Here is a 26642-nt window from a genome sequence, read left to right as displayed (position 1 = left end):
TCGTTCGGGCCGCCATCAGCCGCGCTTGGCCAGTCTTTGCAGTATCTTCGGATTGGTCAACTCACGCACGGCATCCTTGCCGATCCAGCGTTCGGTCTTGTCGGAGGAGGCAGCCAGTTTTTCCGCCAGGGCAAGCGCTGGGAGATGCAACGACATCGAGCGCTTGCCGATCTGCCGCAGCGCCCAGTTGACCGCCTTCTTGACGAAGTTGCGGCTGTCCCCCGAATACCTTTCAATCAACGGAAGCAGGTTCTCGAATGTGGCGTCCGGCTCCTTCTTGCGATGAACGGATGCCCAGGCGATCATGGAAAAAGCCGCGCGACGGACGAATTCGCGCTCGTCTTCTGCGAATTCGTCGATGAGCAGCCGCCAATGTTCGGTATCGACGAATAGATCGGTGACACCGTCGACAATGTCCCATGAATCGAAGGTGGACGCCCAGGTCCTTGCATCATCTGCAGAAAAGCGCTTCGGATCAACTGTAGCCGATGCGATGAACTGCGCCTCGACGATGCCACTTTCCCAGAGTTCGAAAGCGCGTTCGTGATTGCGCTTGATCGTCCTGGCGATGTCGCGCTGCGGACCATGTGGAATGCCAAGCGCGCGCTCGACCTTGATGCCGAACCGCTGCATGCCCTCGCGGTTCGTCTCCGAGGCGAGGGTGTGCAGATAGGCAAGGATTTCCGTGGCGGTTGAGGTGGGAGAAAGTGGGTTCGTCATGCTCTTCAGCGCAGCCCGCGCGGCTCGAAGGTGAGCGTGATTTCCCGCCAGTTTTCGTATGGAGCCAATTTCGCCAGACCAGGAAAGGGTGAACATTTCCGGATGGCCGATATCGCGTGCCGAACAACCGCCGCGCGTCTTCCGTCCTGTTGTGTTGCGATGATCCTGGGAGGGTTTGCGACCTCGCCCTTGTCATCGAGTTCGATACGCACGTCAGCCTCGTGGCCGGCCAGCAGCGGAGTTCCTGCTATCCGTCCCCGACGGTCTAGCTGAAATGTTATGAACACAGCGCCGATTCCCGCCGTGCCGGCCGGAGGATTCCAGCAGCGCGCAACTTGATCGCGCAAATAGTCGGCGACGACCTTGTTTGGCTCGGCGTTGGCCGGACAAGCCGCCAGGAAGAGCGCCGTCAGAAGCAACGGCGCCCGACCCATCATGCTACTTCTCCAGGCGCGCGAGCAGCGAGGAGGTATCCCAGCGGCTGCCGCCCATGGCCTGCACGTCCTTGTAGAACTGGTCGACCAGAGCCGTGACCGGAAGCCGTGCGCCGTTGCGGTCCGCCTCCGCCAGGCAGATGCCGAGGTCCTTGCGCATCCAGTCTACCGCGAAGCCGAAATCATATTTGCCGGCGTTCATCGTCTTGTGGCGGTTTTCCATCTGCCACGAACCTGCCGCCCCCTTGGAGATGACATCCACCACTTTTTCCACGTCCAGCCCCGATTTCTTGCTGAAATGAATGGCTTCGGCGAGGCCCTGGACAAGGCCGGCGATGCAGATCTGATTGATCATCTTGGTGAGCTGGCCGGCGCCGACCGGTCCCATCAGACCGACCATGCGTGCGAAAGCCGAAATGACGGGTTTGGCCCTTTCGAAGGCATCGTCGGCACCGCCAACCATGACGGTGAGCACGCCATTTTCGGCTCCGGCCTGTCCGCCGGAGACTGGCGCGTCGAGGAAGAAGAAACCACGCTTTTCGGCCTCGGCTGCGAGTTCGCGAGCAACTTCGGCGGAGGCCGTGGTGTTGTCGATGAAGATCGAACCCTTCTTCATGCCGTGGAAGGCGCCGTCCGCGCCGATGGTGACGGAGCGCAGATCGTCGTCGTTACCGACGCAGGAAAAGACGAAATCCTTGCCTTCCGCTGCCTGCTTCGGCGTCAGCGCCATGGCGCCACCATGCTCGGCTACCCATTTCTCGGCCTTGGCGGCGGAACGATTGTAGACGGTCACGTCGTGGCCGCCCTTGTTCTTGAGATGCCCGGCCATCGGATAACCCATCACGCCGAGGCCAAGATATGCCACCACTGCCATGCCAGAAGTCCCTTTTGATCGCTGTGCTGAAGTCTTAGCCGATCACAGCGGATTTGGGCAATTTCCAGTTTGGTCCACAGCGCGTCGCATTTCGATCAGCGACGCAGGTGGCGGGTGATGCGCTGCTCGATCCATTCGATGGCGTGGCGCAGCACCTCGACCATGATGAGGTAGAAGATTGCCGCCCAGATATAGGCCTGGAAGTCGAACGTGCGAGAATAGGTGAGGCGCGTGATGCCCATCAGGTCGTAGACCGTGATGATGGCAACGATGGCCGAGCCCTTGATCATCAGGATCACTTCGTTGCCGTAGGGGCGAAGCGCGACAATCAATGCCTGCGGCAGGATGATCTGGCGCAATGTCTGCAGTTTGTGCAGACCGAGCGATGCTGCTCCCTCCCATTGTCCTCTTGGGACGCTTTCGATGGCACCGCGCAGGATTTCGGCCTGATAGGCGGCTGTGTTGAGTGCGAAGGCGAAGACCGCACAGTTGAAGGCTTCGCGGAAGAAACCCCACAGACCAACCATCTCGAGTTGCGGCCGGAACGAGCCGAGGCCGTAATAGATCAGGAAGGTCTGGGCAAGCAGCGGCGTACCGCGGAAGAAATAGACATAGGCGTAGGCGATGGCGGAGAGGATGGTGTTCTTCGACATGCGCATATACGCGATCGGGATCGACAGCACTGCGCCGACCGCACACGAAATCGCCACCAGCTTCAAGGTGACAAGAATGCCCGACCAGTACCCCGGGGCATACTTCTGAATAAGTTCAGGGTTCCAGGATGTGGCAAGGAACCACACCAGTCCGAGACCCAGAAGCGCCCAGAGTGCAAGCAGCGCATGGCCAGTTATGCGTGCCTTTGTCCAACCACGAGGCGGCTCTGGCGGCCTCTCGACTGTGGCGATGTCAGCAGCACTCATCGCGAGGCCTCCCGTCGTCCGACTGCGCGTTCGATGGCGTTGATGCCGAAGGAGGAGATGATGGCGAGCACCAGATAGATCAGCGCTGCATAACCGAAGAACAGGAATGCGTGTTTGGTGACGCGCGCGGCGACACCAGTCTCGCGCAGAATATCGTTGAGGCCGACGGCAGAAACGAGTGCGGTGTCCTTGAGCAGGATCAGCCATAGATTGGCGAGGCCGGGCAGGGCGATACGGACCAATTGCGGCAGGACAACAAGCCTCATGGTTTGGTTCTTCGTGAGGCCGACTGCGTAGCCGCCTTCATACTGGCCATGCGGAATGGCACGAAACGCCGACAGGAAGACCTCGCTGGCATAGGATGAAAAGACGACGCCGAGCGCGATCATGCCGGATACGAAGGCATTGACCTCGACGGTCGCGGTCGGATTGAAAAGCTGCACGAGTTTCTGCAGGGCGATCTGCGCCCCGAAAAACACGAGAAACAGCGTCAACAGTTCCGGCAGGCCGCGGAAGATGGTGGTGTAGAGATTGCCGGCGAGCCTGAGTGAAGGCTCCTTCGACTGCTTGGCCAATGCGATCAGAAACCCGATCGCAAGTCCGACAGGCAAGGTTGCAATCGCAAGTGCGATCGTGACCAAAACGCCATTGAAGATATTATCCGACCAGCCGTCCGGTCCCCAACTCAGAAGCGTCCAAACGCTTTCCATACGCCCGCCTGTTCCCCTTTTTGAACCCGCCGTGTCGTCCCCTCATGACATGGCTGGCCAGGACAAGAAAGGCGGGTGTCCCCGCCTTTCTGCTTCAACAATCAATCGATCAGGAATCGGCGCCGTAGACGTCGAACTTGAAGTATTTCTCGTTGATTTCCTTATATTTGCCGTTGGCGCGGATGGCCTTGATGGCGGCGTTGAGCTTGTCCTTGAGTTCGGTGTCGCCCTTGCGGATGGCAATACCGGCACCTTCACCGAAGATTTCGACCGGCTGCGGTTCAGGCTGGCCAAGCAGCTTGCAGCAGGCGCCGTCCTGGGTTTCGAGCCACTGGCTGAGCACGACGATATCGTCCTCAACCGCATCGAGACGGCCGTTGGCGAGGTCGAGCTGGTATTCCTGAGCGGTCGGATACGGCTTTACGGTCGAGTCCGTGAAGGTCTTCGACGCGTAGTTGAAGTGGGTGGTCGAAGACTGCGTGCCGATGGTCTTGCCAGCGAGGTCTTCCTTCTTCACACCCTTCAGCGTGCTGTCCTTCGGCACGGCGATGGCCGACGGCGTGTTGTAATACTTGTTGGTGAAGTCGACCTTCTGCTTGCGCTCTTCGGTGATCGACATGGACGCCACGATGGCGTCGAACTTGCCGGCCTGCAGGGCAGGGATGATGCCGTCCCAGTCCTGAGCCACGAATTCGCACTTGACCTTCATTTCGTCGCAGAGCGCTTGGGCGATATCGATATCAAAACCGACGAGCTTGCCGTCGGCGGTCAGGTTGTTGAAGGGCGGGTAGGCGCCTTCGGTGCCGATCTTGACGACCTTCTCCTGGGCCTGGGCGGCGCCCAATGCCAGCATGATCGCTGACGTGGCGAGCGCGATACGCATTGCAATACGCATGATGATCCTCTCTGTTGGTCCCGGCCGCTGTCCAGGCGGCTCGTTCGGGCGGAGCTGTTGACCGCCCGCTAGTCCAAATACTGGAACTTTTTACCAAGTGAAAGCAACTGCAAAACCGCCGATAATGTCTTTCAGCATCGGCAAAAATACGTGGGTTTTGCACATATCGTTGGGGAAGCATCTGCCTCTCGGCAGGTCAGGTCAGCCGTTGAGGCCGACTCGCCGCTCGATGAAGTCGGCTATCGAAGCGATATCATCGAGGTCGAAGACAGGCAGCGTCTCATTCACCTGGGGATGGTCCGCCGCGACGGCAACGATGCTTGGGTCGGACGGCGCGAGCGGCGTGCGATCCTTCGCACCGGTGCGCCGGGCTTCGATCTTGAAATGATTCTCGCGCTTGTAGCCTTCGACTATGACGATATCAGCCGGCCCCAGTCTTTCGAGAATATCGGCAAGTTTTGGCTCTTCTTCGCCGCGCAATTCGTGCATCAGCGCCCAGCGACGGCCTGAGACGATGGCGACTTCGCTGGCGCCTGCCTGGCGGTGACGGAAGGAGTCGGCACCTTCCTTGTCGATGTCGAAGTCGTGATGGGCATGCTTCACAGTCGAGACACGCCGGCCTCGTCGCACAAGTTCGGCGACCAGTTTCTCCGTTAGCGTCGTCTTGCCGGAATTCTTCCAGCCGGTGATGCCGAAGACGCGATTGCTCATGCGGGAATCTCTTTGAGGATTCGCTCTGCTTCGACAAGGTCGGCGGGCGTGTTGATGTTGAAGAACGGGTCGAATGTGCCCGAGCGCAGCGGTTGCAAGGGAAAGTCCACCTCGAGGAAGCTATGGCGCTCGATGAAAGACAGGACGCGACGGTTGCCTTCCTCGACGAGGAAATGACGCAGCGGTTCGCGCAGCCTGGCTGGCCAGAGCGCGAAAGTGGGATGCAAGCGGCCTGAAGAACGTGCCACGGCGATGACTTCATCACGTCCATCGATCGCCGCCGTTAGCCGGGCAACCAGGTCCAGGGGAAAAAACGGCGTGTCAGCGGCCACGGTTGTGATCATGGCAGCCTTCGTTTTGGTGCCAGCCCACTCCAGTCCGGTAAGGATGCCGGCGAGGGGGCCCGGAAAGCCTGTGACCGCGTCGGCCAGTATCGAATGCTGAAAGGCCGAAAAGCGGGTGGGATCGCCGTTGGCGTTAAGCGCAAGAGAGCCGACTTGCGGCGCGAAGCGGGCCGTCACCCGATCAAGAATGGATTGGTCACCCAGCGACAGCAGACCCTTGTCGCCACCGCCCATACGGCTCGACAGTCCCCCGGCCAGAATGACCCCGGCAACTTCGACACTCATGGCACTTCGCCTCCCTGCGGTGCTTTCGTTATATGCCGTCCGGCTCCATTGTGGGTCCAGTGCTTTCGACGGCATTGCGCGGCCTTCCGACGACACGCTCGCGGTAGAAGGTATAGATGCCGGAGGCAACGACGACGGCTGAACCCAGCAGCATCGCGGAATCGGGAATGTCGCTGAAGACGATTAACCCAAGCAGCATCGACCACAGAAGTGCGGTGTAGCGGTAGGGCGCAACGAAGGAAACGTCGCCGGTGCGCATCGACAGAATGACGAACTGGTAGCCGATCAGGACGAGCACGGCGGCGACGGCAAGCAAGGTCAGGTCGGGGCCGGACATCGTCGTCCATCCGCCCATCGGGACGAGCAGCAAGGCACCGAGGATTGTGATGATCATCGCCGTGGTGGTCGAGACCAGCAAGGTCGGGATTTCCGTAGGAATCTTCTTGGTGACGAGATCCCTGACCATGCAGCAAACGACACTTGCCAGGGCCAGCAGCGAATAGGGGCTAAAACCCTCGAAGCCCGGTCGAACGACGATCATCACGCCGAAAAATCCCATCACGATGGCGAGCCAGCGGCGCCAGCCGACCCCCTCACCAAAGAACAGCGCTGCACCCATGGTGACCGCCAGTGGCAATGCCTGCATGACGGCAGAGACATTGGCGAGTGGCAGATGCGCAAGCGCAAGCAGGAAACTGAGCGTGCCACCCGATTCAGCGAGCGCTCTCACCGCCACCAGCGGGTGAAAGGCGAGGCGTGGCGCCGCGAGTGCGCCTTGTCGCCAGGCAAGCAAGGCGATCAAGGTCGAGGCGAAGAGGCCACGTACCAGCATCACTTGTGCCATGTTCATCGAGGCGGAGGAATGTTTGGTGATGGCGTCGTTGAAGGCAAAACCGATCATCGCCACGATCATGTAGACGGCGCCGCGAAGATTGGGCGAAAGGGGCAAGGTTGATCCTGTCGGCCAAAGCAATTCCATGAAAGTGCGTCCGGAATTGCGTCAAGACAAAGAGTTAGAGCGTTTCAGCGTGAAAAAAGGGAAACGCTCCAGGTTCGAAACCCTCTATCACCGGTGAGGTCATCGGCAATGATAAAGCGATGGGCCAGGGATTGGCGTCAGGATCGCGTCCTAACCGCCGGTAACGCTCATGTGGCGCGACACGGACGGACGATTGGTGCGGCGGTCGATGACGAAGTCGTGCCCTTTGGGCTTGCGACCGATTGCTTCATCGATGACGTTCGAAACCAGCTCATTGCCTTCGGACGCACGCAGCGGCGTACGCAGATCGGCGGCATCCTCCTGGCCCAGGCACATATAGAGCGTGCCGGTACAGGTAAGGCGCACACGATTGCAGCTTTCGCAGAAATTATGCGTCATCGGCGTAATGAAGCCGAGCCTGCCACCAGTTTCTGCGACTTCGACATAACGGGCAGGGCCGCCGGTCTTGTAGGGTATGTCCTTCAGCGTGAAGCTGCGCTCCAGTTCGGCGCGCATCAGCGACAGCGGCAGATATTGGTCGGTACGGTCGCCGTCTATTTCCCCCATTGGCATGGTCTCGATCAGCGTCAGGTCCATGCCGCGGCCATTGGCCCAGCGCAACATGTCGGGGATTTCCCGGTCGTTGAAACCCTTCAGGGCCACCGCATTGAGCTTCACCTTGATGCCGGCGGCTTGAGCCGCGTCAATGCCGGCCATCACCTTGCCGAGATGGCCCCAGCGCGTAATGGCGTGAAACTTGTCAGCGTCGAGTGTATCCAGCGAAACATTGATGCGGCGCACGCCGCAATCTGCCAGTTCGGCGGCGAAGCGCGCCAACTGCGAACCGTTGGTCGTCAGCGTCAGCTCTTCCAGGGCGCCGCTTTCGAGGTGACGCGACAGCTCGCGCACCAGATGCATGATGTTCTTGCGAACCAGCGGTTCGCCACCGGTCAATCGCAGCTTGCGAACGCCTTTTTCGATAAAGACGGTGCAGAGCCGATCAAGTTCCTCCAGCGTCAGAAGGTCTTTCTTCGGCAGGAAAGCCATGTCCTCGGCCATGCAATAAACGCAGCGGAAATCACAGCGGTCGGTAACAGACACGCGCAAATAGCTGATCGTGCGACCAAAAGGATCGATCATAGGGCTGGCAAATTGCATTCAGTCGCCTTCAGTCCGCCGTCACTGCAATCAGAAAGGGTTTGATGAATGTCGGGCCTTGATAGCAATCTTTCAAGCCCGGCAAAGGGTGCCATTTGGTATCATTCCCCATCCGTCAGACGCAACCACAGTAATGTCGCGCCTGGGATATCCCGTGGTAGCTCAGCCCAGATTGAGCGGTTCGGGCGGCGACTGGTTGCGCATTGCCGTCATTGTAGCGCCGACCGAGGCGGCAACGATCATGGCGATCGCGCACCATTGCAACATTGGCAGGGCTTCCCCGAGCAGGAACAGGCCCACCATGGCTCCAGCCGCCGGCTCGCCGCTGGTCAGCGTGCCGTAGGTCTGTGCCGGCAGATGCCGCAGGGCAAACATTTCCAGCGTGTACGGAAACGCGCTGGAAAGGACGGCCACCACAGTTCCGATCAGAAGCACATCGGGTTGGAAGAGAGCCGTACCCGCATGCGCAAAGCCGATTGGCGCGACCGCAAATGCGGCCACGGCCATTCCAAGCGACGTAGCGAGTGTGCCGTGCTCCTGTCCGGCTCGCTTGCCGGCAACGATGTAGAGCGCCCAGCATCCACCAGCGCCCAGTGCCAGCAGGGCGCCGGTCGGATCGACATTGGTGACGCTGTCGCCCATCGGCAGCAGCAGGACCAGCCCTCCGGCGGCAAGCGTCACCCACAGCAGGTCAATCTTCCTGCGCGATGACAGTATCGCCACACTCAGCGGGCCGGTGAATTCCAGCGCGATGGCAATGCCCAGGGGAAGCGTCTGGATCGACATGTAGAACAACAGGTTCATGCCACCCATCGCCAGGCCGTAGAAAACGACTGATCGCCATGACGCGGCCGAAAGCCGGACGCGCCAAGGCCGCAGGACTGCGAACAGGATCAGTGCTCCGATCGACAAACGCAGCGCTGTCGTTCCCTCGGCGCCGACGACGGGAAAGAGTTGTTTGGCGAGCGATGCTCCCGAGGTGAAGGAAAGCATGGCCACAATCAGCGCACCTACAGGCACCAGGAGCGTTGTTGGAGTTTCAGCCTGTCTGATTGCTGTTGTCATCGCGGTCCCCGCAGGTTTTTCCGGACCGGAAACTAGCTTTGCCGCTCGCCAAAGGTGATCGATTTTTGCTATTTCGTGATAAAAATTATCGTTGCGAGATTGTCGATGACACAAAACATCGTGCTTGATCAGGCCGACAGACGGATTCTCGAGCAGCTCCAGATCGACGCGCGGATTCCGGTCCCGGTACTGGCCGAGCGTGTCGGTCTCTCCGCGCCTGCTTGCTACCGGCGTATTCGGCACCTGCGTGAGAATGGCACAATCCAGCGTGAAGTTGCGGTCGTCGCACCCCGCACACTGGGATGGCCGCTTTCGATGATCGTTCTGGTGACACTCGAGCGGGAGGGTTCGCGCACCATCCATGAACTGCTGCGCAAGCTTGAGGCCGAGCCGCAGGTGATCGAAGGCTGGCAGATCACCGGGGAGTACGACTTTGTGGTGAAGATCGTGGCACGCGACATGGAAAGCTACGACAATCTGGCGCACCGCCTGTTTGCCAGTGACGAGCGGGTACGGACTTTCGTAACGCTCGTGGTGATCCGCAGCACGAAAAAGTCGGGCTTCATTCCTATCGGCAAGGAAGTTTCCTGATTTCGACCATTGGGTCAATGGTCGCCAGAGCTGCGGTCTTCCCAACATCGACGAACAGGCGTAGTCGGAAGCCATCCACGAGGGACGCCCATGACTGCTCCGAAGGAACTTCGGGTCTCCAAGGACCGGAAACTGCTGACGGTGACATTTCCCGACCACCGGCCATTCGAACTGTCGGCGGAATTGTTGCGCGTGCTTTCCCCCTCGGCGGAAGTGCAGGGCCATGCGCCCGAGCAACGCGTGACGGTGCCCGGCAAGCGCGAGGTCGCAATCCTCAAGATCGAACCGGTGGGTAACTACGCGGTTCGCATAACGTTTGACGACTTCCACGACACAGGTATTTTCACCTGGACCTACCTGCATACGCTCGGCCACGAAAAAGAAAGCCGGTGGCAAAGCTATCTCGATGAACTGACGACGAAGGGATTGAGCAGGGATCGTTAGCCGGATCTGTCGTCAAATTGTCATGCGGTCGCGATAGCCGCAGGCTTCACGGAGCAAGGACCGATGTCGATCATAGAGACCGTAGAGCAGTTGGAGGCACTCTATGGGCTTCCTGGCGAAGCCTCGCTGGTCAAGGAACTCGATCACGTCATTCCCGAATACGCTGCCTTCATCGAAGCTTCACCCTTCGTCGCTCTCGCCACATCGGGGCCCGAAGGATTGGATTGTTCGCCACGCGGCGATCTGGCTGGTTTCGTGCGCCTTCATGATCCGAAGACGCTGATGATGCCCGATCGCCGCGGCAACAACCGCGCCGATTCGCTACGAAACATCATTCGGGATCCCCGCGTCGGACTGCTCTTCCTCGTGCCGGGCTCGGGAACGACCTTGCGCGTGAACGGCACGGCTTCCATCACCACCGATGCCGAACTGTGCGCTTCCTTCACCATCGAAGGAAAGCCGGCGCGCTCGGTCACGATCGTCGCAGTCGAGACGGTCTATTTCCAGTGCGCCCGAGCCATCCATCGCTCCGATCTGTGGAACGCGAACAAGCATGTCGATCCCAAGAGCCTGCCGACGCCCGGGCAGATGCTGGAGATCACGAGCCGCAAGAGCATCGACGGTAGCGCCTACGACAAGGATTGGCCCGAACGGGCGAAGAAGTCGATGTGGTGAAGGCCGAAATCCCGGCCATAGCGACGGCGGACGCTATTCGATCTTCATGGCTTCAGTGATGCGGAGCATCATCGCGCCCATGCGATCGCATTCGGCCGGCGTCGACTGTGCCATCACGCGCTCGATCAACGTCGTATAGACGCGCAATGCCTCCATCAGCAGGCCTTCACCGCTTTCGGTGAGGGTCAGGCGCATCACCCGCTTGTCCTTGGCGTCGTTCTCGCGCGTCACCAAACCCCGGGCTTCGAGTTGCGGCAACAGCATCGTGATGTTGGATCGCCCCACCAGCAGCCTGCGGGCAAGATCATGCTGCGACATGCCGGGATGCCGATAGAGGTTCATCAGCATGTCCAACTGCGCGATTTTCAGGTCGAGAGGCTGCAGCGCCTTGCTAAGCGCCGCCACCACGGCCTTTTCGGCGCGCACGAGCGCGATCCAGTTTCGGAATCGCGGATTGTCCCAAGGCAAGTCTTGTTTTTTGTTCATTCTTGAACTAACATGTTCATGGTTGAACTATTCTGTTGGATCGCCACTATGGCATCATTTGGTTTGAAGGTCATCCGCGGCCTGTTTGGCTTCGGCGAGCGCATCGCCCCCGGTTTGGCAGGCCGCGCCGCGTTCGAAGTGTTCTGTCGCACGCCCAATGTCAACAAGGCGAGTGATGGCGAGCGCCGTGCCATCGACCGCGCTGCCGATTTCATGGCCGGAGCGCGTCATCATCGGTTGAAGACAAAGGCAGGATGCGTGGTCGTGCACGAATTCCGCCCGGACCAGGGCAGGGGATCGCGCGGCACGATTCTCGCCATCCATGGCTGGCGTTCGCGCACGGAATATATGCGCTCGCTGATCCAGGGATTTCTCGAAGATGGCTACAGGGTGGTGTCTCTCGATCTGCCCGGTCATGGTGCTTCTTCCGGACGCCGGCTCAATATGGTCAATGCGGTCGAGGCAGCACGGCTTGCTGGCGATTGGTTTGGTCCTTTCGTTGCCACGGTCGGCCACTCCTTCGGCGGCGCCGTTGCAACCAACGCCGCAGTCGGGTCGGTCAAAGGTTATCTGCCGGTCAATACGGAAAAGCTGGTTCTGATCGCGGCTCCAAGTTCGATACCCGATCTCTTCGCCGAGTTCAGCCGTCTGCTCAATGTCGGTCCGCGCTCGCAGACTGCTATGGCGGGGCGGGTGGAGCAGCTTGCCGGACGCCCGCTGAAGGAATTCCAGGGTGGCCGCCAACTCGCCGATGTGCCGGTTCCGACCCTGGTCATCCATGCACCTGACGACAAGGAGGTGTCAGCGCGACATGCCGATCTCTACGCGAGTGCCGGCGACCACGTTCGCCTGCATTGGGCAAATGGCCTTGGCCACCGCCGCATCCTGGCAGATCCTGGTGTTGTCGAGAAAGCGGTTGCCTTCGCCGCGGAGCGCACCCGGCCAGAACTGGTGCATTAAGCAAGAGGAAGCTGCGTTCGTCTACTTCTTGCCTTCGGGGGCTTCTATCGGCAGCCCTGCATCCTTCCAGGCCGTGAAGCCGCCGAGGATATGTTTGACCGGGGTCAGGCCCATATCCTGCGCGGTCTTGGTGGCAAGCGCCGAGCGCCAACCGCCGGCGCAGAAGAAGACGAAGCTCTTTCCCGAAGCAAAATAGGCCTTGTGATACGGGCTGTCCGGATCGATCCAGAATTCCAACATGCCGCGAGGGCAGTGCCTGGCGCCAGGTATGCGTCCGCTTTGCTCGACTTCGCGGGGATCACGCAGGTCGACAAAGATCGTGCCATCGTCCTCCAGCAACGCCGCTGCCTCATCGGGCGAAACCGCCTCGATCTCGGCATTGGCCTCGTCCAGCATCTGGCGAAACCCTCTTTTCACGCTGCCCTCCGCAAGACCTCGACCCCGATGGCGTCCTTGCCGGATTTCCATCACACCATGACGGCTTTGTCACGAGCCATACGGCGCATTGGCATTGGCCTTGTCCACCAGGGGTTGGAAGGCTGCCATGGCTCCATCGGCAACAGCGGCCAGTGCCTCCCGCGAGGCGCCGTCGCGCGCGATGATCGACATGCCATGCTGCGTTGTGCTGTAGAACAGGGCGGCCGCATCGCAGTCGAAACCGGCGGGCAGGTCGGCATCTTCCACGCTACGCTGGAATCGGCGGCGAAGGGCGTCGATATTTTCCGCGCGTCGACGGCGCAACTCGCTGCAGATCGCGCCCGAGCTCGAATCCTGATGCAACGCGGCCAGTGCGATGAGGCAGCCCTGCGGGGAATCCGTCCTAGAATACGCTTCAACCGTGGCATTCAGAAAATCCCGCATCGCTGCATATGCCGTCGGGGCGATCTCGACAGCGTCCCAGATCTCCTTGCCGACAACCTCGCCATAGTGGGCAATGGCTTCGAGGAACAAGCCTTCCTTGCTGCCAAAGGCCGCGTAGAGGCTGGGGCAGCCGATCCCCATTGCCGCTGTGAGATCATTCAGCGAGGAGCCTTCATAGCCCTTTTTCCAGAATACCTGCATAGCCCGCTCCAGGGCCTCGGTACGGTCAAAGCCGCGTGGACGTCCACGATCCGCCATGGGATTTCCATTTCTGTATCGATCAATACATAAATGACTTGACGGCCTTGCGCAACCTTGTCAGATATTTCTGTATCGATCGATACAGAAAGGAAAATCGATGACTTCCACCAAATTGCAGGGCAAGACGGCTCTGGTAACCGGCGGCAGCCGAGGCATTGGCGCGGCCATCGCCCGTCGTCTTGCCGCTGAGGGCGCGGACGTTGCGATCACCTATGTGAACGGTTCCGAAAAGGCCGAGTCGGTCGTGGCTGAAATCAAGGCCAGCGGTCGCAGGGCTGTTGCAATTCAGGCCGACAATCGCGATGCCGATGCCGTCGAGCGGTCCGTGAAAGAGGCAGCCGAAGTGCTGGGGCGACTGGACATCCTGGTCAACAGTGCCGGCATCTGGCGTGCGGAGCCGGTGGACAGCCTCTCGCTTGCTGACTTCGACGAGTCGATCGAGGTCAATCTTCGGGCGCCGTTCGTCGCATCGAAGGCAGCGGCCGCTCTGATGGGCGAGGGTGGTTCGATCATTTCGATCTCCAGCAACCTTGCCGATCGCATCACCGATCCGGGGCTCGCTGCCTATTCCGCGAGCAAAGCAGGACTGGTCGGCCTGACCAAGGCCTTGGCACGTGACCTGGGCGCGCGCGGCATCACCGCCAACATCGTCAATCCGGGTTCGACCAACACGGACATGAATCCGGCCGACGGGCCGCATGCCGAGCATCAACGCCAGAAGATGGCGACACCGCGTTTCGGTGATGCATCGGAAATCGCCAGCCTCGTCGCCTGGCTTGCTGGGCCGGAGAGCCGATTCGTCACCGGCTCCGCCTTCACCATCGACGGCGGCGCCAATACCTGACGCCTCCGGTTTTCGTCGATTTTCGTTGGTTTGGCGGTGCGGAACCGTTTCCGTGCCGCCACACTGCTTTTGTGGAAGTGATCGGCCGATGCCGTCTTGTTTAACGAAGACTTAAACAAATGCGCGTGAAACGCTATTATCCTGTCACGGAACCGCCATGCGGATGATCAGCATGCTCACGGCGGCGTTTGGAGCCCGATGACGGGTCGGAGAGGGTGATCCATGAAGTCGTTCGCGAAGAGATCCTTGTTGCTGCCGTTTGCGGCCCTGGCCGTGACGCTGCTGGGATCTCCTCACGCCAATGCCGATGGCTTGTTTGACATGCTCTTCGGCGGTGACGTGCGCCGCGGACCGCCCTCGATGCGGGACGGCGAATATGGCGATCCTTACAGGCGCCCTGCTCAGCGGCGGGGTGAATTTCCGCCGCCACCCAACGCACGTAAGGCCGCCGCCATCGCCAAGATCACGGGTCCGACCTACAACACCTATAAAGCCGACCCGCTGGTGAAGGTCGACTTCTCGTCTTTGTCAGCAGCTCCACAGAACGCTGCATTTGAGCCGGCACAGGCCGGTGATGCCTTCCATGAGGCGCTCGGCGGGCTGGCCGACTACGACTTGCGTGCCGAGGCAGCGAATGCCAAGGCGCTCGCCGCCTATTATGCCGCCAATCCCGATTTCATCTGGGTGACCAATACCGAACCGAATGAGCGGGCCAGGCAAGCGATGCGTGTACTGGGCGATGCCGCAACCTATGGGCTGGCGCCGCAGGACTACCTGGTCGATGTACCGACCTCCGCCTCGACTGATCCGACGACGCGCGCGAAGGAGATGATCCGCTTCGAAATGGCACTGTCGGCACGTGTGCTGCGTTACATCGACGACGCCCAGGATGGGCGCATCGATCCGAACCGCATCTCCGGCTACTACGATTTCCCGGCAAAGCCTCTGGATCGGGAGGGCGCGCTCAAGACGCTTGCGCGCACGCAGGAGGTTGGCACCTATCTGGAATCGCGCCATCCGCAGAATGCCGAATATCAGGCGCTGCGCGTGGAGCTCGAAGCACTCAAGGCGAGCGAGGAAAACGAGATCGTCGTCGATTCCAAACTGAAATTGAAACCTGGCGAAACAAGCGCGGAGTTGCCCAAGCTGCTGTCGCTGATCGCGCGGGATCTCGACGATGAGATGGGTGGCGATTACGGCGAAGTGCTGGCACGGCTTGTCACCAGCGAGGCTTATGTTCCGGAACTGGTGCCGGTGATCAAGGCGGCACAGAAGAAGGCTGGCCAGAAGGATGACGGCGTCATTGGTCCGCGCACCGTTGCGGCTCTTGCAGGCACGTCCAAGGCGGATCGTGTCGCCAAGGTGCAGTATGCGCTTGAGGAACTGCGTTGGCATCCGTCCGAACTCGGAGACCCGCGGGTCTTCATCAACCAGCCAGCCTTCAGTGCCAGCTACATCGAAGGCGGCCAGGAGAAGCTGAAAACGCGGACCGTCATCGGCAAGGTCGCCAACCAGACCAGTTTTTTCTATGATGAGATCGAACAGGTCGACTACAATCCCTATTGGGGGGTGCCGCAATCGATCCTGGTCAATGAAATGCTGCCGCGGCTGCGGCGCGATCCCGGCTATCTCGATCGCGCGGGATATGAGGTCTCGGATTCGCGCGGCAAGCGTATCCCGTCATCCTCGGTCGACTGGGGTGCATACGGCTCAAAGATCCCTTTCAATGTCCGTCAGCAGCCGAGCGAGGCCAATTCGCTGGGTGAGTTGAAGATTCTGTTCCCCAACAAGCACGCCATCTACATGCATGACACGCCGCAGAAGGCATTTTTCCAGCGCGACAATCGGGCACTGAGCCATGGCTGCGTGCGCCTGCAGGACCCTCGCGGCATGGCCGCTGCCGTGCTTGGCACCTCGGTCGATTATGTCGCCGGCAAGCTGGCCAAGGGACATTCATCCGAAAAGGTGAGCCGCAAGATTCCTGTCTATGTCGCCTACTTCACCGCCTGGCCGGACATGTCTGGAAAGGTCGAGTTTTTTGACGATGTCTACGGCCGCGACGATCGCTTGCGGCAGGCCCTGGAAGCGGTAGCTGCGGTACGCGGGCCGGTTAGCTAAAAGAGTGAATCGAACATGCGATCCGATTTCCACAGTTGACGACTGCTCCTGTTTCCCACTTTGCTATTTAGCTGGCCGAGATTCCTGGGAAACCGCGCGGAAGGACGCTGGCGTTCGTTTTTCGCGCCATATCAGAATATCGCGATAACAACTGCCGCGAGCAGAAGAAGAATAGCAATGATGCCGGGGATATCCTGTCGTCGCTGACTGGGTTGGGTCAGTCCAGGTTTCCAAACGGTCAGTCGCAGATTCCGGTGAAGCTTTCCTGTCAGCTCCTGTAGAAATCAATTCGTTCTCTGATGGCGACGGACGAGAACAAGCGCTCGGCTGTCTGTCGGGCGTTGTGGCCGACGCTAGCCCGCAAAGCAGGATTTGCTTTTAGTGTGGCCAGGATCTCAATGGCTTCCTGGGGTGTGTCAAACAGAAAGCCGTTCTCGCCCTGCTTGATGTGATCAGCATAGCCACCATGCCTGTGACAGACCACCGGTAGAGCGCACGCCATCGCCTCCAGGACCACGCGGCCGAAAGTCTCTACATGTGTGCCGGTGCGGTAGTAGAACACATCCAGCGTTGGCAGGAACTCCTCTGCTGGAAACTGCCCTTCGCGTAAAAGTTCGACCTGTGGCCGCACTGCCAACCTGTCTTTGAGAACTGTTCCGCCCTGGATCCGCACTGCAGCGTCGTCCGCAAGCAAAGCCTCATAGACCTGTGTGTCGTCTGGATGGTGTTTGGCGGCAGAATCGCGGCTAAGTCTGCCAACCGTGAAAGCGCGATCTGGTCTTCGCGGGGCCGGCGAAAACCTGTCGATATCAATTGGCGACGGATGTACGACGCCGTCGAGTTGCAAGATCCGCTTTTGAAATTCTGAAATCAGCACCATCTCGGCCTTTGGCCAACCGAGCATGCGTGGCATCCGTGTCGTCAGCGCCGGGATCTTGGGGTGAAAGGTGTTGAATACATAAATCAATCGGCGCGGCCGCGGTATCAGGTAGGGCCAGAGTTTGCCCCGCCAGTGCGCGCCGAGAAACACGTATGTTCCACCGTCCGGCACGTCCCACGTAAGCGGTGAGGGATGCCGAATGGGGTATTGCAGCACCAATTCATTCGATGCTCTCGAGGAGGTTGCCCAAAGACGAACCTTCGTATCGGCACTCAGGTGCCGATATAGTTCTAAAGTCTCCAGGTCGCTGCCCCCATAGGGGCTCATGAAGCCATTGAATAGGTGAATCATACGAGACGCGATAAGCAGCCGGGCTGACTGGATAGGAGGCATCAATGCAAGTTAAGTCGCAGCGAAGCCTACTGCGCTCAATCGCATCACCAGTTTCGATATACGTCATAGATAGAGATGCGAGCGAAAAAAGCAGCTCGATATCAGGTAAGCGGAATGGTGGGCGATGTAGGGATTGAACCTACGACCCCACCCGTGTGAAGGGTGTGCTCTCCCGCTGAGCTAATCGCCCGCTCCGTGCCCGAAGGCCAAGCGCGCCGCGATATAAGGTGGGTGGTAGCTGGAAGTCAACAGTCCGTTCCACGCTTCCATGGTCGGAAAGTGCGGATACGGCAAAAGATTTTTCAGCGTGCCGCCACGATCAGTTTTTCGACAAGGGCAGGGGTCAGTTCGTCGAAGTGTGAGATGACCACGGATGGCTCGAATTCACTGACATGGCGATCAGTGTAGCCAAAATCCACCGCCACCACAGGAATGCCTGCGGCCTTGGCTGTATCGATGTCGGTCTGCGAATCGCCGACCATGACAGCGCGTTCCGGATCACCGCCGGCCAGGGCGATCGTTTCGAGAAGGTGGCGTGGGTCCGGTTTGCGGAAAGCGAAGGTATCTTGGCCGGCGATCGCCGCGAAGTGCTTGTTCAAGCCGAGCGCTTGGATCAGGGCCTTTGAGTTTGCTTCATATTTGTTGGTGCAGACAGCGAGCACATAACCCGCTTCCTCCAGCCGGCCTATTGCGTCCACAACGCCCGGGTAGGGCAGCGACTTACCGGGTATGTTCTGCGTGTAGTGGGTCATGAACAAGCCAAGCAGGCGGTCAAGCTCCTCGACCGTCAACGCCTTGCGTTGCGCCGCATAGGCGCGTTCGATCATGACGCGCCCACCCTGGCCGACAAAGCGCTTGAAACCGATATAGTCGACACTTTCCAACGCGCCGTCGACCAGGCTGTGGTTCAAGCTGTCGAGCAGATCTGGCGCGGTGTCGACAAGCGTTCCGTCAAGGTCGAAAACGATAATGGGGCGCGTCATGATCCAGTCCGTGATTGCAGCGAAGCAAGGCGATAGCTGTTCGCTCGCTCCGATACAAGCAGCGCGACGGCTATGGCTCAGTGTGCTGAGGCGATGTGGGCTGCGACCATGTGGCCGTCACCGACATCCGTCAGCATCAGTTTCTCCGGCGGGTCCCCCACGCGGCGAACCGGGCTTGCGATCTCGCTGTCCAGTCTGGCGAACCGCGTTCGCCGACGGGCTGGATCCGGTACCGGAACCGCCTCGATCAGCCGCCTCGTGTAAGGATGGCGCGGATTTGAAAAAATCTGGTCGCGCGTCCCCATCTCTACGATCTGGCCGAGATACATCACGGCCACCTTGTCGGAGATGTTTTCGACCACCGCCATATCGTGTGAGATGAAGAGATAGGCGACGCCGAACTCGCTCTGCAATTCCTTGAGCAGCCTCAGCACGCGCGCCTGCACCGAGACGTCGAGCGCGGAAACACTTTCGTCGGCGATGATAAGCTTGGGCCTCAGCGCCAATGCGCGCGCGATGCAGATGCGCTGGCGCTGGCCACCTGAGAATTCATGCGGGTACCGCTCCATCTGGTCGGCGGTGAGGCCTACGCGCTCGAACAATGCCGCGACGCGGTCGATCCGTTCCTTCGGAGTGCCGATGCCGTGGATGAGCAAGGGCTCCGCGACCAGGTCGCCGACACGCATGCGCGGATCGAGTGACGCGTACGGGTCCTGGAAGATCATCTGGATGTCGCGCCGTACCGCCTTGCGTTCGTCGCGCCCAAGGCCAGCAAGGTTGCGCCCGCCAACGGCGATGTCGCCGCTGTAAGGAAGCAGGCCAGCCAGTGCTTTCGCGGTGGTGGACTTGCCGCAGCCCGATTCACCGACCAACGATAGCGTTTCGTTCGACGCTATCGAAAAATTGACGCCTTCGACGGCGTGAACGCGGCGCGTGACACGCCCGAAGAAACCGCCGTGCAGATCGAATCGCACATGAAGGTCGCGGACCTCGGCGACGGCGACCGGCTTGGTCTGTTCTTCGATTCTAGCCGGTGTTGCCGCGCGCCCGGAACCCATCTTGGGTACCGCGGCAAGCAGTTCGCGCGTGTAGTCGACCTGCGGACGCTCGAAGATATCGACGATGGTTCCCTGTTCGACCATGCGGCCGTTGCGCATGATAATCACCCGATCCGCCATTTCGGCAACGACGCCCATGTCATGGGTGATCAGGATGACGGCAGTGCCTTGCTCGCGCTGCAGGTCACGCAGCAACTCCAGCACTTCGCCCTGCACGGTGACGTCGAGAGCCGTGGTCGGTTCGTCGGCGATCAGCACGTCTGGCTTCAAGGCCAGCGCCATGGCGATCATGACACGCTGGCGCATGCCGCCGGAAAGCTCATGCGGAAACTGTTTCAGGCGGCTCTCGGCTTCCGGAATACGGACGGCCTTCAACGCTTCGATGGCGCGCGCGCGTGCTGCGCTGCCGCTCAGGCTGGTGTGGGCTTCGATAGCCTCGATAAGCTGACGTCCGATCGAAAGCACCGGATTCAGCGATGTCATCGGCTCCTGGAAGATCATCGCGACACGATTGCCGCGAATGGTCTGCATGCGTTTTTCGCTCAAAACCGTGAGATCGAGTTCGTCGAGATGGATCGAGCCGGCCGAAATGCGCGCTTGCGGCTGCGGCAGCAGGCCCATCACCGCCAGCGAAGTCATCGACTTGCCCGAGCCGGACTCACCAGCAATACACAGCGTTTCGCCGCGAGAGAGCGTGAAGGAGAGGTCGGATACCACCGCTCGCTCCCCTTCGTCCCCGCGCACGGAAACCGTGAGGCCGGAGACGGCAAGCACCGGCTTGCTGCCCATATCAGGCGCGGCGATCGCCGCGCCTGAGTTTGCGTCGCCTGCTGCGGTCATTCGAACACGCAACGCGGGAAGTAGAACGACACCACCCAGTTCGGCATGTCGACGATCTCGCTGATGCGGAGATCGCCGCAGACTGAAACCAGCATGTAAGCATCGACCGGATCCATCTGATAGCGGGCAGCGAGCAGGTCGACCATCTGGGCAACGGCTTCCCTGGCGCCCGTCATCAGGTCGGGTCCGATGCCGGTCGTCACCTCGTACCCCTTGGCGTCGAGATGGCGTGTCACGGGACCGGGTGTGGTGAAGCGAGGCGTCTTCAGCCGGGCATTCTTGACCAGGTCGAGCGTGAGCACGACATCCATCGGGCTCTCGATCGCGGTACCGCAGACTTCGCCGTCGCCCTGGGCTGCGTGGGTGTCTCCTACCGAGAACAAGGCACCGGCCACTTCTACGGGGAGGTAAAGCGTGGTGCCGGCGGCAAGGTCGCGGATGTCGAGATTGCCGCCGACGCGGCGCGGTGGCACCACCGAATGCAGTCCTTTTTCCGCCGGCGTATTGCCTATGGTGCCGGCGAAGGGCTTGAGTGGTACACGGCCATGCTTGCCGAACAGCGCCGGTTCCAGCGAACTGGCATCATACTTCCAGATGGCCAGCGCCGGTTCCTTGAAGTCGTCGGCGAGCAGGCCGAAGCCCGGAATATTGGCCGTCCAGCCGAAGCCGGACGGTTTGAACTGTTCGACGGTGATCTTCAATGCGTCGCCGGGCTCAGCGCCCTCGACATAGATCGGCCCGGTGACCGGATTGATCTTGCCGAAGTCGAGCCTGGCGATGTCCGCGACCGTGCTGTCGGGCTGCAACTGGCCGCCGGACGAATCCAGGCAGTTGAACTCGATGGTCGAGCCGGGTTTCACCCGCTCGGCCGGGACGAAGGAGTTGTCCCAGCCGAAATGATGATGACGCCCGTGGATCGTGTAGTTGCAGTTATTGCACATCGTTCACATACACATAGTCGTAGTTGATCGGGATATGGACCGGGTCGACATAGAGCTTGTCGTCGCCTGCCATGCGCGGCGAACGCATGGTGAAACGCTGCTCGTTGAACACGGGAGCCCACGGCGCGTCTTCCATGACCTTGGCGTAGATCTCGCCCCACAGCTTGTAGCGTTCGTCCGCCTTGGCCGGATCGACGATGGAATCCGCCTTCGCGGCTTTGGTGTCGAGATCCTTGTTGCAGTACCAGGCCCAGTTCCAGCCACCCTGGACCGCGCCACCGCAACCGAGGATAGGGCCGTAGAAATTGGAAGGATCCGGGAAGTCGGCGATCCACGCCATGCCGCCCGACCAGATCATCGGCGCGCCGGCCTTGTCGCCGCCGGCTGCGATCACATTGGCCTGTGCCAGCGACTGGATCGAGGCCTTGATGCCTATTGCCGCCAGATCCTGCTGGATAGCCTGTGCGATGCGCGGGTTGGGGTCGGTGTTCATGACGAACAGCTGCGTCTCGAAACCGTCGGGATGACCAGCCTCGCCGAGCAGCGCTTTCGCTTTATCGACATCGTATTTATAGCCGGCAAAATTCTTGTCGTAACCGGGCATCGATGGCGGCAATGGCTGGTTGGCCGGTACGGCGCGGTTGTTGATGATCTTGACGATGCGTTCCTTGTTGATGGCCATGTTGACGGCCTGGCGGACCTTCACATTGTCGAACGGCGCCATGGTGGTGTTCATGGTGACGTAGCCGGTCTGGAGTTGACCACCCTCGACAACACGCGCCTTTTGCGCTGGATCGGCCATCACTTCTTGGAATTTGGCCGGCGGGATGCCGTCACCCGGCACATCGACTTCGCCCTTCTGCAGGCGCAGCAGTGCAACGATCGGCTCCTGGCCGATCTCGAAGGTGATCTTGTCGAGATAGGGCAGGCCCTTGTGCCAGTAGTCGCCATTACGCTCGAACACCAGACGCTGACCGAGCGTCCACTCGGCGAGCTTGTATGCGCCGGTGCCGACCGGATGCTTGCCGAAGTCAGCGCCATATTTCTCGACCTCTTCCTTCGGCACGACGTGGCTGAAATTGATCGCCATTACGTGCAGGAAGGTGGCGTCGGGCCGCGACAGCTCGATCTTGACGGTTGCAGGATCGACAACCGTGACACCGGCAAGGCTTTGCGCCTTGCCTCCAGCGACGTCCTCGTACCCTTTGATGGAAGCGAAGAATCCGGCGCCGGGGCTCTGGGTCTTCGGATTGGTCACGCGATCAAGCGAATATTTGACGTCGTCGGCCGTCATTTCGCGGCCATTGTGGAATTTCACGCCCTTGCGCAGCTTGAATGTGAACGTCGTGCCGTCAGGAGAGATCTCATAGCTTTCGGCGAGCTCCGGGCGCAGGTTGGTCGTGCCGGGTTCATAATCCATCAGTCCGTCGAACAGGCTCTTGATCATCGACCAGTTCTGCCAGTCGTAGCCGATTGCGGGGTCGAGGGTCGCGACATCGTCCTTGTAGGTGATGGTGATGGAGCCGCCCTGCTTGGCATTCGGATCGAGCTTCTCTTCAGCAGATGCGGGCGCCAGCCCAAGCATCAGCGCCAGCGCCGAGGCTGCTACGGTTGAGGCAAGATACTTCTTCATGTTCTGTTCCCTTCTCTTGTTTTGGTTGAATGGTCAGCGCAGCTTGATGCGCGGATCGATGAACGGAGCGACGATATCGGCGAGCAGGTTGCCGAGCACGATGGCGCAGGCCGATACCAGCGTCACACCCATGATGATTGGAATGTCGACACGCTGGATCGCCTGCCAGGCGAGCTGTCCGATGCCCGGCCAGCCGAACACGCTTTCCACCACCACGATGCCGCTCATGAACAGGCCGATATCGATGCCGATCATGGCAACGACGGGCAGGATGGCGTTGGGAAGGGCATGGCGAAACAGGATGGCACCACGCGCCAGCCCCTTCGCGCGGGCGGTGCGGATATAATCCTGACGCAGCACGTCGATCATCGACGAGCGCATCATGCGCGAATACCAGCCGGCGCCGAGGATGCCGAGCGTCAGCGATGGCAGAACCGCATGCCGCCACGTGCCGTAGCCGCCGATGGGGAACCAGCCGAGCTGGACGGCGAAGACATAGAGCAGCAGCAGCCCGACAACGAATTGCGGCGCCGAGACACCGATGAAGGAGCCGACCATGAGGGTCTGGTCCGTGGCACTGCCGCGTTTTGTGGCTGCGATCAGTCCCATGGTCAGGCCGATCGCCAGTTCGCACAGGATCGCACCCACCATCAGGACGAGGCTTGCCGGCAGGCGCGAAACGATCAGTTCGCTGACTTCGGATCGCTGGATGTAGGAGCGGCCGAGGTCACCTGAAAGCAGATTGGTGAGATAGCGCCAGTACTGCACGACAAAGGGTTGATCGAGACCGAGTTGCTGGCGAATGCTCTCGACTGTCTGCGGCGTCGCGCTGCGGCCGGCGATCTGGCGCACCGGATCGGCTGGCAGCAGATAGAGCAGGGCGAAGGTGATGATCGAGACACCGAGCAGGATCAGCGCTGCCTGGATCAGGCGGCGGGTAAGATAGGCGATCATGCCCGTCCCCTTTGCGTCGGGTCGAGAATGTCACGCAGCGCATCGCCGACCAGGTTGAAGGCAAGCGCGAGAGCCAGGATGGCGGCACCAGGAAAGAAGACCAGCCAGGGAGCTGCCTGGAAATAGGTTTGGTTTTCGAAGATGATGTTGCCCCAGGAGGCTGTCGGAGGCTGCACGCCGATACCAAGATAGGACAGGGTGGCTTCCAGCAGCACCGTGGTCGAGATGCCGAGCGTTCCCCACACGATGATGGTGGGGAGAAGATGCGGCAGGATATGGCGGAACAGGATGCGCGGCGTGCCGGCGCCGATGGTGCGCTCGGCATCGATGAACTCGCGCTCGGCCAGCGAACTGGTCTCCGTGAACACGACGCGGGCAGTCTGTACCCAGTTCACCAGCGCGATGACCATGGCGACGATCCATAGACTTGGCTGGAAGACGGCCGCCAGGCAGATGGCGAGCAGGAGTGCAGGGAAAGCCATCATAAGATCGGTAAACCGCATCAATGCACCGCCGATCCAGCCGCGGAAATAGCCGGCGGTGACGCCGACCAAAGTTCCGATGAGCAGGGCGGTTCCGTTGGCGACGACGCCAATGACGAGTGACGTGCGCGCGCCATAGAGGATCCGGGTCAGAAGATCGCGTCCAAGCAGATCCGTGCCGAGCCAGAACGCGGCATTGGGTGGCAGCGGCGCGCCTTCGAGCGTCAGCCCGTCGAACAATTGTTCGTTGGGATCATAGGCCGTCAGCCACGGCGCAAAAATCGCGCCGACAACCGTGATGGCGATGATGACAAGCCCGATGACGGCGAGGGGACGTGTCAGAAGGCGGCCGAACACACCGGGCCGGCGTTTTGCCGGCAGGCGCGGTGCGATAGGCGCGTCAGGCGCTATGGGATTGGTCAATGCCGCCCTCCTTTTCGCTCATGGCGACAACCCGGCGGGCAGCTTCCTCGAGATTCACCTGCCAGCTCATGGCCAGCGAGCGCAATTGCGCATAGGCGCGCTCGTCATCGATACCTTGGCCGGTCAGGGCGGTCACCGCACGCACGATGGTCTGGCGTTCGGCGACGCGCGCCTGCAGCGTTGCAATCTCGTCGGCCAGTTGCCGACGCGCGGCGAAGCTCTGGCGGGCGATCAACAGCGCGGAATAGACGCCGGAATTGCCGACCGGTTTCAGCAGCTGGGCATCGGCATTGTGGGACAGCGCCCACTCGATACGACCGGGTGCTTCCGAGCCGATCAATGCGATGATCGGCATCGGCGCCTCGCCCGGTGTCCAGGGAAATTGTTCGTTGAAACCGAGATCCACGTCGAAGAAGACGAAGTCTGCCCCAAGTGCCTCCGGCGGCAGCTCCGGCCAGCAGTCGGTCGCCGAAAGGCCGATCGCGGAAAGCTGGCGCATGATGGCGGTGAGGTTGGCATGCTGGCGGTGCAGCACAAAGGCCTTCGCGCCGCCGAGGATCGGGATGCGGGCGGCGCGCTTCATGACACCACCTTCAGCTTGCGACGGCCGAACACCTTGGTCCGATCATAGCGCGAAAGATAAGGGTCTGGCTCGATCGCTTTGGTAACGCTTACTTTTTCAAAACCGTCACCCGCGATGCGGCCGATCTCGACGGGCAGTGTCGCGTGCTGAGTTTGCGGATCGATGCTGATCGCCCCGAACGGCGTGTTGAAGCTGCTGCTTGCGAAGGCAGCAGACAGTTCGCTCGGGCTGGCGTCGCTGCCGGCAGCGAGAATGGAAGCCAGAACTTTTACGGAAGCGAAGGCCGAAGCCTGGAAGGATGAGGGACGCGGCTCACCGCTCTCGGGTTGGCCAACCAGCCATATCTCCTTGAGGGAAGCGTCGTGGAAATACGGTCCGGCGGAAAGGTGGCCATTGCCGGCGGCGCCGATGGCCGGCAGTTCACATTCGGTCAGATTGCAGGAGATGATCGGGCATTGCTGTGGCGTAAAGTGATCGTCCTGCCGGGCCAGTTCCGCATAGGCCTGGAAGAAAGCGTAGGAAGAGGGGCCGATCAGGTTGTTGAGGATGAAGTTCGGGCGGGTCGCGCGGATCTCTTCGATCAGCCGTGAGACATCGGTCTCTCCAAGCGGCAGATAGCGTTCGCCGAGCACACGGCCTCCGGCGTCGGCAATCAGGTCGCGGGCGACGCGATTGGTTTCCCAGCCCCAGATGTAGTTGGAGCCGGTCAGGAAGCCATTGGCGCCGTAAATGGGAATGACGTGCCCAAGCAGCGGCACCAGATGCTGGTTGGGACATGCATGCATGTAGACCACATGCTCGTTGGCCTCGAACCCCTCATACGGGCAGGCATACCAGAGCATGCCGCCGGCTTTCTCGAGTGCCGGAATGATTTCCTTGCGACTCCAGGACGTGACGCCGCCGATGATGTGGCGGGCTCTTGAGTTGCGCAGGATGTCCTCGGCCAGCGTCGCATAGCGGTCGGCATTGCCTTGCGGATCGCGCTCGATCGGAATGAATTCGATCGGCGAAAAGGGATCGGCATTGATTGCTGCGATGGCCTGCATGGCACCGCGATGACAAGACTCCGAGACGAGGCGGTAATTCCCGGAACGGGAATACAGGATGCCGATCTCGACGCGGCGTTTCACCAGCAAT

Annotated in this window: 28 protein-coding genes, 1 tRNA gene and 1 pseudogene; 6 read left to right on the top strand and 24 right to left on the bottom strand. The window is 60.5% G+C overall.

All coding sequences use genetic code 11. The annotated features are described in order from the left end of the window. Nucleotides 1-15: 15 nt before the first annotated feature. From ACFWYE_RS23845 to rhtA, 11 genes and pseudogenes are all read right to left on the bottom strand, one after another. On the bottom strand, nt 16-720 hold the full coding sequence (locus ACFWYE_RS23845; protein ID WP_379114740.1) for a DNA alkylation repair protein: 705 nt from the start codon (nt 718-720) through the stop codon (nt 16-18). A gap of 5 nt (nt 721-725) precedes the next feature. Beyond that, a complete protein-coding gene (locus ACFWYE_RS23840; RefSeq protein ID WP_379114739.1) occupies nt 726-1157 on the bottom strand; it encodes a cell envelope integrity protein TolA in 432 nt (143 codons plus the stop codon). Between the two features lies 1 nt (nt 1158). Beyond that, a pseudogene (locus tag ACFWYE_RS23835) lies at nt 1159-2061 on the bottom strand (NAD(P)-dependent oxidoreductase); the annotation flags it as partial. 62 nt (nt 2062-2123) lie between these two features. Continuing rightward, nucleotides 2124-2948 carry an ABC transporter permease gene (locus tag ACFWYE_RS23830; protein ID WP_379114738.1) on the bottom strand — a complete coding sequence of 275 codons (825 nt, stop codon included), beginning with the start codon at nt 2946-2948 and terminating at the stop codon, nt 2124-2126. Then, nucleotides 2945-3658 (bottom strand): ABC transporter permease, encoded by a 714-nt coding sequence (locus ACFWYE_RS23825; protein WP_144377515.1) that lies wholly within the window; start codon nt 3656-3658, stop codon nt 2945-2947. The genes ACFWYE_RS23830 and ACFWYE_RS23825 overlap by 4 nt, the downstream gene beginning before the upstream one ends. A gap of 109 nt (nt 3659-3767) precedes the next feature. Further along, nucleotides 3768-4553 carry an ABC transporter substrate-binding protein gene (locus ACFWYE_RS23820; protein ID WP_129415469.1) on the bottom strand — a complete coding sequence of 262 codons (786 nt, stop codon included), beginning with the start codon at nt 4551-4553 and terminating at the stop codon, nt 3768-3770. Between the two features lie 201 nt (nt 4554-4754). Continuing rightward, on the bottom strand, nt 4755-5264 hold the full coding sequence (gene mobB, locus ACFWYE_RS23815) for a molybdopterin-guanine dinucleotide biosynthesis protein B (RefSeq protein ID WP_379114737.1): 510 nt from the start codon (nt 5262-5264) through the stop codon (nt 4755-4757). Beyond that, the gene (gene mobA, locus ACFWYE_RS23810) at nt 5261-5893 is read right to left on the bottom strand and encodes a molybdenum cofactor guanylyltransferase MobA (protein ID WP_379114736.1); all 633 of its coding nucleotides are present in this window, start codon (nt 5891-5893) and stop codon (nt 5261-5263) included. The genes mobB and mobA overlap by 4 nt, the downstream gene beginning before the upstream one ends. A gap of 28 nt (nt 5894-5921) precedes the next feature. Continuing rightward, nucleotides 5922-6842 (bottom strand): DMT family transporter, encoded by a 921-nt coding sequence (locus tag ACFWYE_RS23805; protein WP_379114771.1) that lies wholly within the window; start codon nt 6840-6842, stop codon nt 5922-5924. Between the two features lie 180 nt (nt 6843-7022). Then, complete coding sequence (gene moaA / locus ACFWYE_RS23800) at nt 7023-8030, bottom strand: GTP 3',8-cyclase MoaA (RefSeq protein ID WP_379114735.1); 1008 nt, start codon at nt 8028-8030, stop codon at nt 7023-7025. Between the two features lie 162 nt (nt 8031-8192). Beyond that, nucleotides 8193-9095: a threonine/homoserine exporter RhtA gene (gene rhtA / locus ACFWYE_RS23795; protein WP_379114734.1), complete on the bottom strand. Its 903-nt coding sequence runs from the start codon at nt 9093-9095 to the stop codon at nt 8193-8195. A gap of 105 nt (nt 9096-9200) precedes the next feature. Here rhtA and ACFWYE_RS23790 point away from each other — a divergent pair, with 105 nt between their 5' ends. The 3 genes from ACFWYE_RS23790 (at nt 9201) to ACFWYE_RS23780 (ending at nt 10805) form a co-directional block, all read left to right on the top strand. Continuing rightward, a complete protein-coding gene (locus tag ACFWYE_RS23790; protein ID WP_379114733.1) occupies nt 9201-9686 on the top strand; it encodes an Lrp/AsnC family transcriptional regulator in 486 nt (161 codons plus the stop codon). A gap of 90 nt (nt 9687-9776) precedes the next feature. Next, complete coding sequence (locus ACFWYE_RS23785) at nt 9777-10130, top strand: gamma-butyrobetaine hydroxylase-like domain-containing protein (RefSeq protein WP_379114732.1); 354 nt, start codon at nt 9777-9779, stop codon at nt 10128-10130. Nucleotides 10131-10193: 63 nt separating this feature from the next. Beyond that, entirely contained in the window at nt 10194-10805 is a 612-nt protein-coding gene (locus ACFWYE_RS23780; protein ID WP_379114731.1) for a pyridoxamine 5'-phosphate oxidase family protein, read from the top strand. 33 nt (nt 10806-10838) lie between these two features. On the opposite strand, the gene ACFWYE_RS23775 is transcribed toward ACFWYE_RS23780, so the two are convergent. Further along, nucleotides 10839-11291 carry a MarR family winged helix-turn-helix transcriptional regulator gene (locus ACFWYE_RS23775; RefSeq protein ID WP_379071555.1) on the bottom strand — a complete coding sequence of 151 codons (453 nt, stop codon included), beginning with the start codon at nt 11289-11291 and terminating at the stop codon, nt 10839-10841. A gap of 48 nt (nt 11292-11339) precedes the next feature. On the opposite strand from ACFWYE_RS23775, the gene ACFWYE_RS23770 reads away from it, so the two are divergent. Beyond that, nucleotides 11340-12251, top strand: coding sequence for an alpha/beta fold hydrolase (locus ACFWYE_RS23770; protein WP_379114730.1), 912 nt, complete (start codon nt 11340-11342; stop codon nt 12249-12251). A 21-nt stretch (nt 12252-12272) separates the two neighbouring features. Here ACFWYE_RS23770 and ACFWYE_RS23765 read toward each other — a convergent pair whose 3' ends face one another. Both ACFWYE_RS23765 and ACFWYE_RS23760 read right to left on the bottom strand, forming a co-directional pair. Then, nucleotides 12273-12668: a rhodanese-like domain-containing protein gene (locus tag ACFWYE_RS23765; RefSeq protein WP_379071552.1), complete on the bottom strand. Its 396-nt coding sequence runs from the start codon at nt 12666-12668 to the stop codon at nt 12273-12275. 69 nt (nt 12669-12737) lie between these two features. Next, a complete protein-coding gene (locus tag ACFWYE_RS23760; RefSeq protein ID WP_379114729.1) occupies nt 12738-13370 on the bottom strand; it encodes a TetR/AcrR family transcriptional regulator in 633 nt (210 codons plus the stop codon). A gap of 100 nt (nt 13371-13470) precedes the next feature. On the opposite strand from ACFWYE_RS23760, the gene ACFWYE_RS23755 reads away from it, so the two are divergent. Together ACFWYE_RS23755 and ACFWYE_RS23750 are read left to right on the top strand one after the other, a co-directional pair. Next, nucleotides 13471-14217 (top strand): SDR family NAD(P)-dependent oxidoreductase, encoded by a 747-nt coding sequence (locus ACFWYE_RS23755; protein WP_379114728.1) that lies wholly within the window; start codon nt 13471-13473, stop codon nt 14215-14217. 222 nt (nt 14218-14439) lie between these two features. Further along, entirely contained in the window at nt 14440-16335 is a 1896-nt protein-coding gene (locus ACFWYE_RS23750; protein ID WP_379114727.1) for a murein L,D-transpeptidase, read from the top strand. 268 nt (nt 16336-16603) lie between these two features. On the opposite strand, the gene ACFWYE_RS23745 is transcribed toward ACFWYE_RS23750, so the two are convergent. From ACFWYE_RS23745 to ACFWYE_RS23700, 10 genes are all read right to left on the bottom strand, one after another. Beyond that, on the bottom strand, nt 16604-17365 hold the full coding sequence (locus ACFWYE_RS23745) for a glycosyltransferase family 4 protein (RefSeq protein WP_379114726.1): 762 nt from the start codon (nt 17363-17365) through the stop codon (nt 16604-16606). 358 nt (nt 17366-17723) lie between these two features. After that, a tRNA-Val gene (locus tag ACFWYE_RS23740) sits at nt 17724-17798 on the bottom strand. 112 nt (nt 17799-17910) lie between these two features. Then, the gene (locus ACFWYE_RS23735; protein WP_379114725.1) at nt 17911-18591 is read right to left on the bottom strand and encodes a phosphoglycolate phosphatase; all 681 of its coding nucleotides are present in this window, start codon (nt 18589-18591) and stop codon (nt 17911-17913) included. Between the two features lie 77 nt (nt 18592-18668). Next, nucleotides 18669-20438: a dipeptide ABC transporter ATP-binding protein gene (locus ACFWYE_RS23730; RefSeq protein WP_379114770.1), complete on the bottom strand. Its 1770-nt coding sequence runs from the start codon at nt 20436-20438 to the stop codon at nt 18669-18671. Nucleotides 20439-20485: 47 nt separating this feature from the next. Further along, entirely contained in the window at nt 20486-21430 is a 945-nt protein-coding gene (locus tag ACFWYE_RS23725) for an acetamidase/formamidase family protein (protein WP_379114724.1), read from the bottom strand. Continuing rightward, nucleotides 21420-23063: an ABC transporter substrate-binding protein gene (locus tag ACFWYE_RS23720; RefSeq protein ID WP_379114723.1), complete on the bottom strand. Its 1644-nt coding sequence runs from the start codon at nt 23061-23063 to the stop codon at nt 21420-21422. The genes ACFWYE_RS23725 and ACFWYE_RS23720 overlap by 11 nt, the downstream gene beginning before the upstream one ends. A gap of 33 nt (nt 23064-23096) precedes the next feature. Beyond that, nucleotides 23097-24017, bottom strand: coding sequence for an ABC transporter permease (locus ACFWYE_RS23715; RefSeq protein ID WP_379071515.1), 921 nt, complete (start codon nt 24015-24017; stop codon nt 23097-23099). Further along, the gene (locus tag ACFWYE_RS23710; protein ID WP_379114722.1) at nt 24014-24922 is read right to left on the bottom strand and encodes an ABC transporter permease; all 909 of its coding nucleotides are present in this window, start codon (nt 24920-24922) and stop codon (nt 24014-24016) included. Before ACFWYE_RS23710 ends, ACFWYE_RS23715 begins: the two co-directional genes overlap by 4 nt. Continuing rightward, nucleotides 24900-25505: an ANTAR domain-containing response regulator gene (locus ACFWYE_RS23705; protein WP_379114721.1), complete on the bottom strand. Its 606-nt coding sequence runs from the start codon at nt 25503-25505 to the stop codon at nt 24900-24902. The genes ACFWYE_RS23710 and ACFWYE_RS23705 overlap by 23 nt, the downstream gene beginning before the upstream one ends. After that, entirely contained in the window at nt 25502-26635 is a 1134-nt protein-coding gene (locus tag ACFWYE_RS23700; RefSeq protein ID WP_379114720.1) for a transporter substrate-binding protein, read from the bottom strand. The genes ACFWYE_RS23705 and ACFWYE_RS23700 overlap by 4 nt, the downstream gene beginning before the upstream one ends. Nucleotides 26636-26642 lie beyond the last annotated feature (7 nt).

This window comes from Mesorhizobium sp. NPDC059025, assembly GCF_042739655.1.
In the GTDB taxonomy this organism is placed as follows: domain Bacteria; phylum Pseudomonadota; class Alphaproteobacteria; order Rhizobiales; family Rhizobiaceae; genus Mesorhizobium.
The sequence above is the reverse complement of the archived record's forward strand: the minus strand, read 5'-3'. Positions and strand labels throughout refer to the sequence as shown.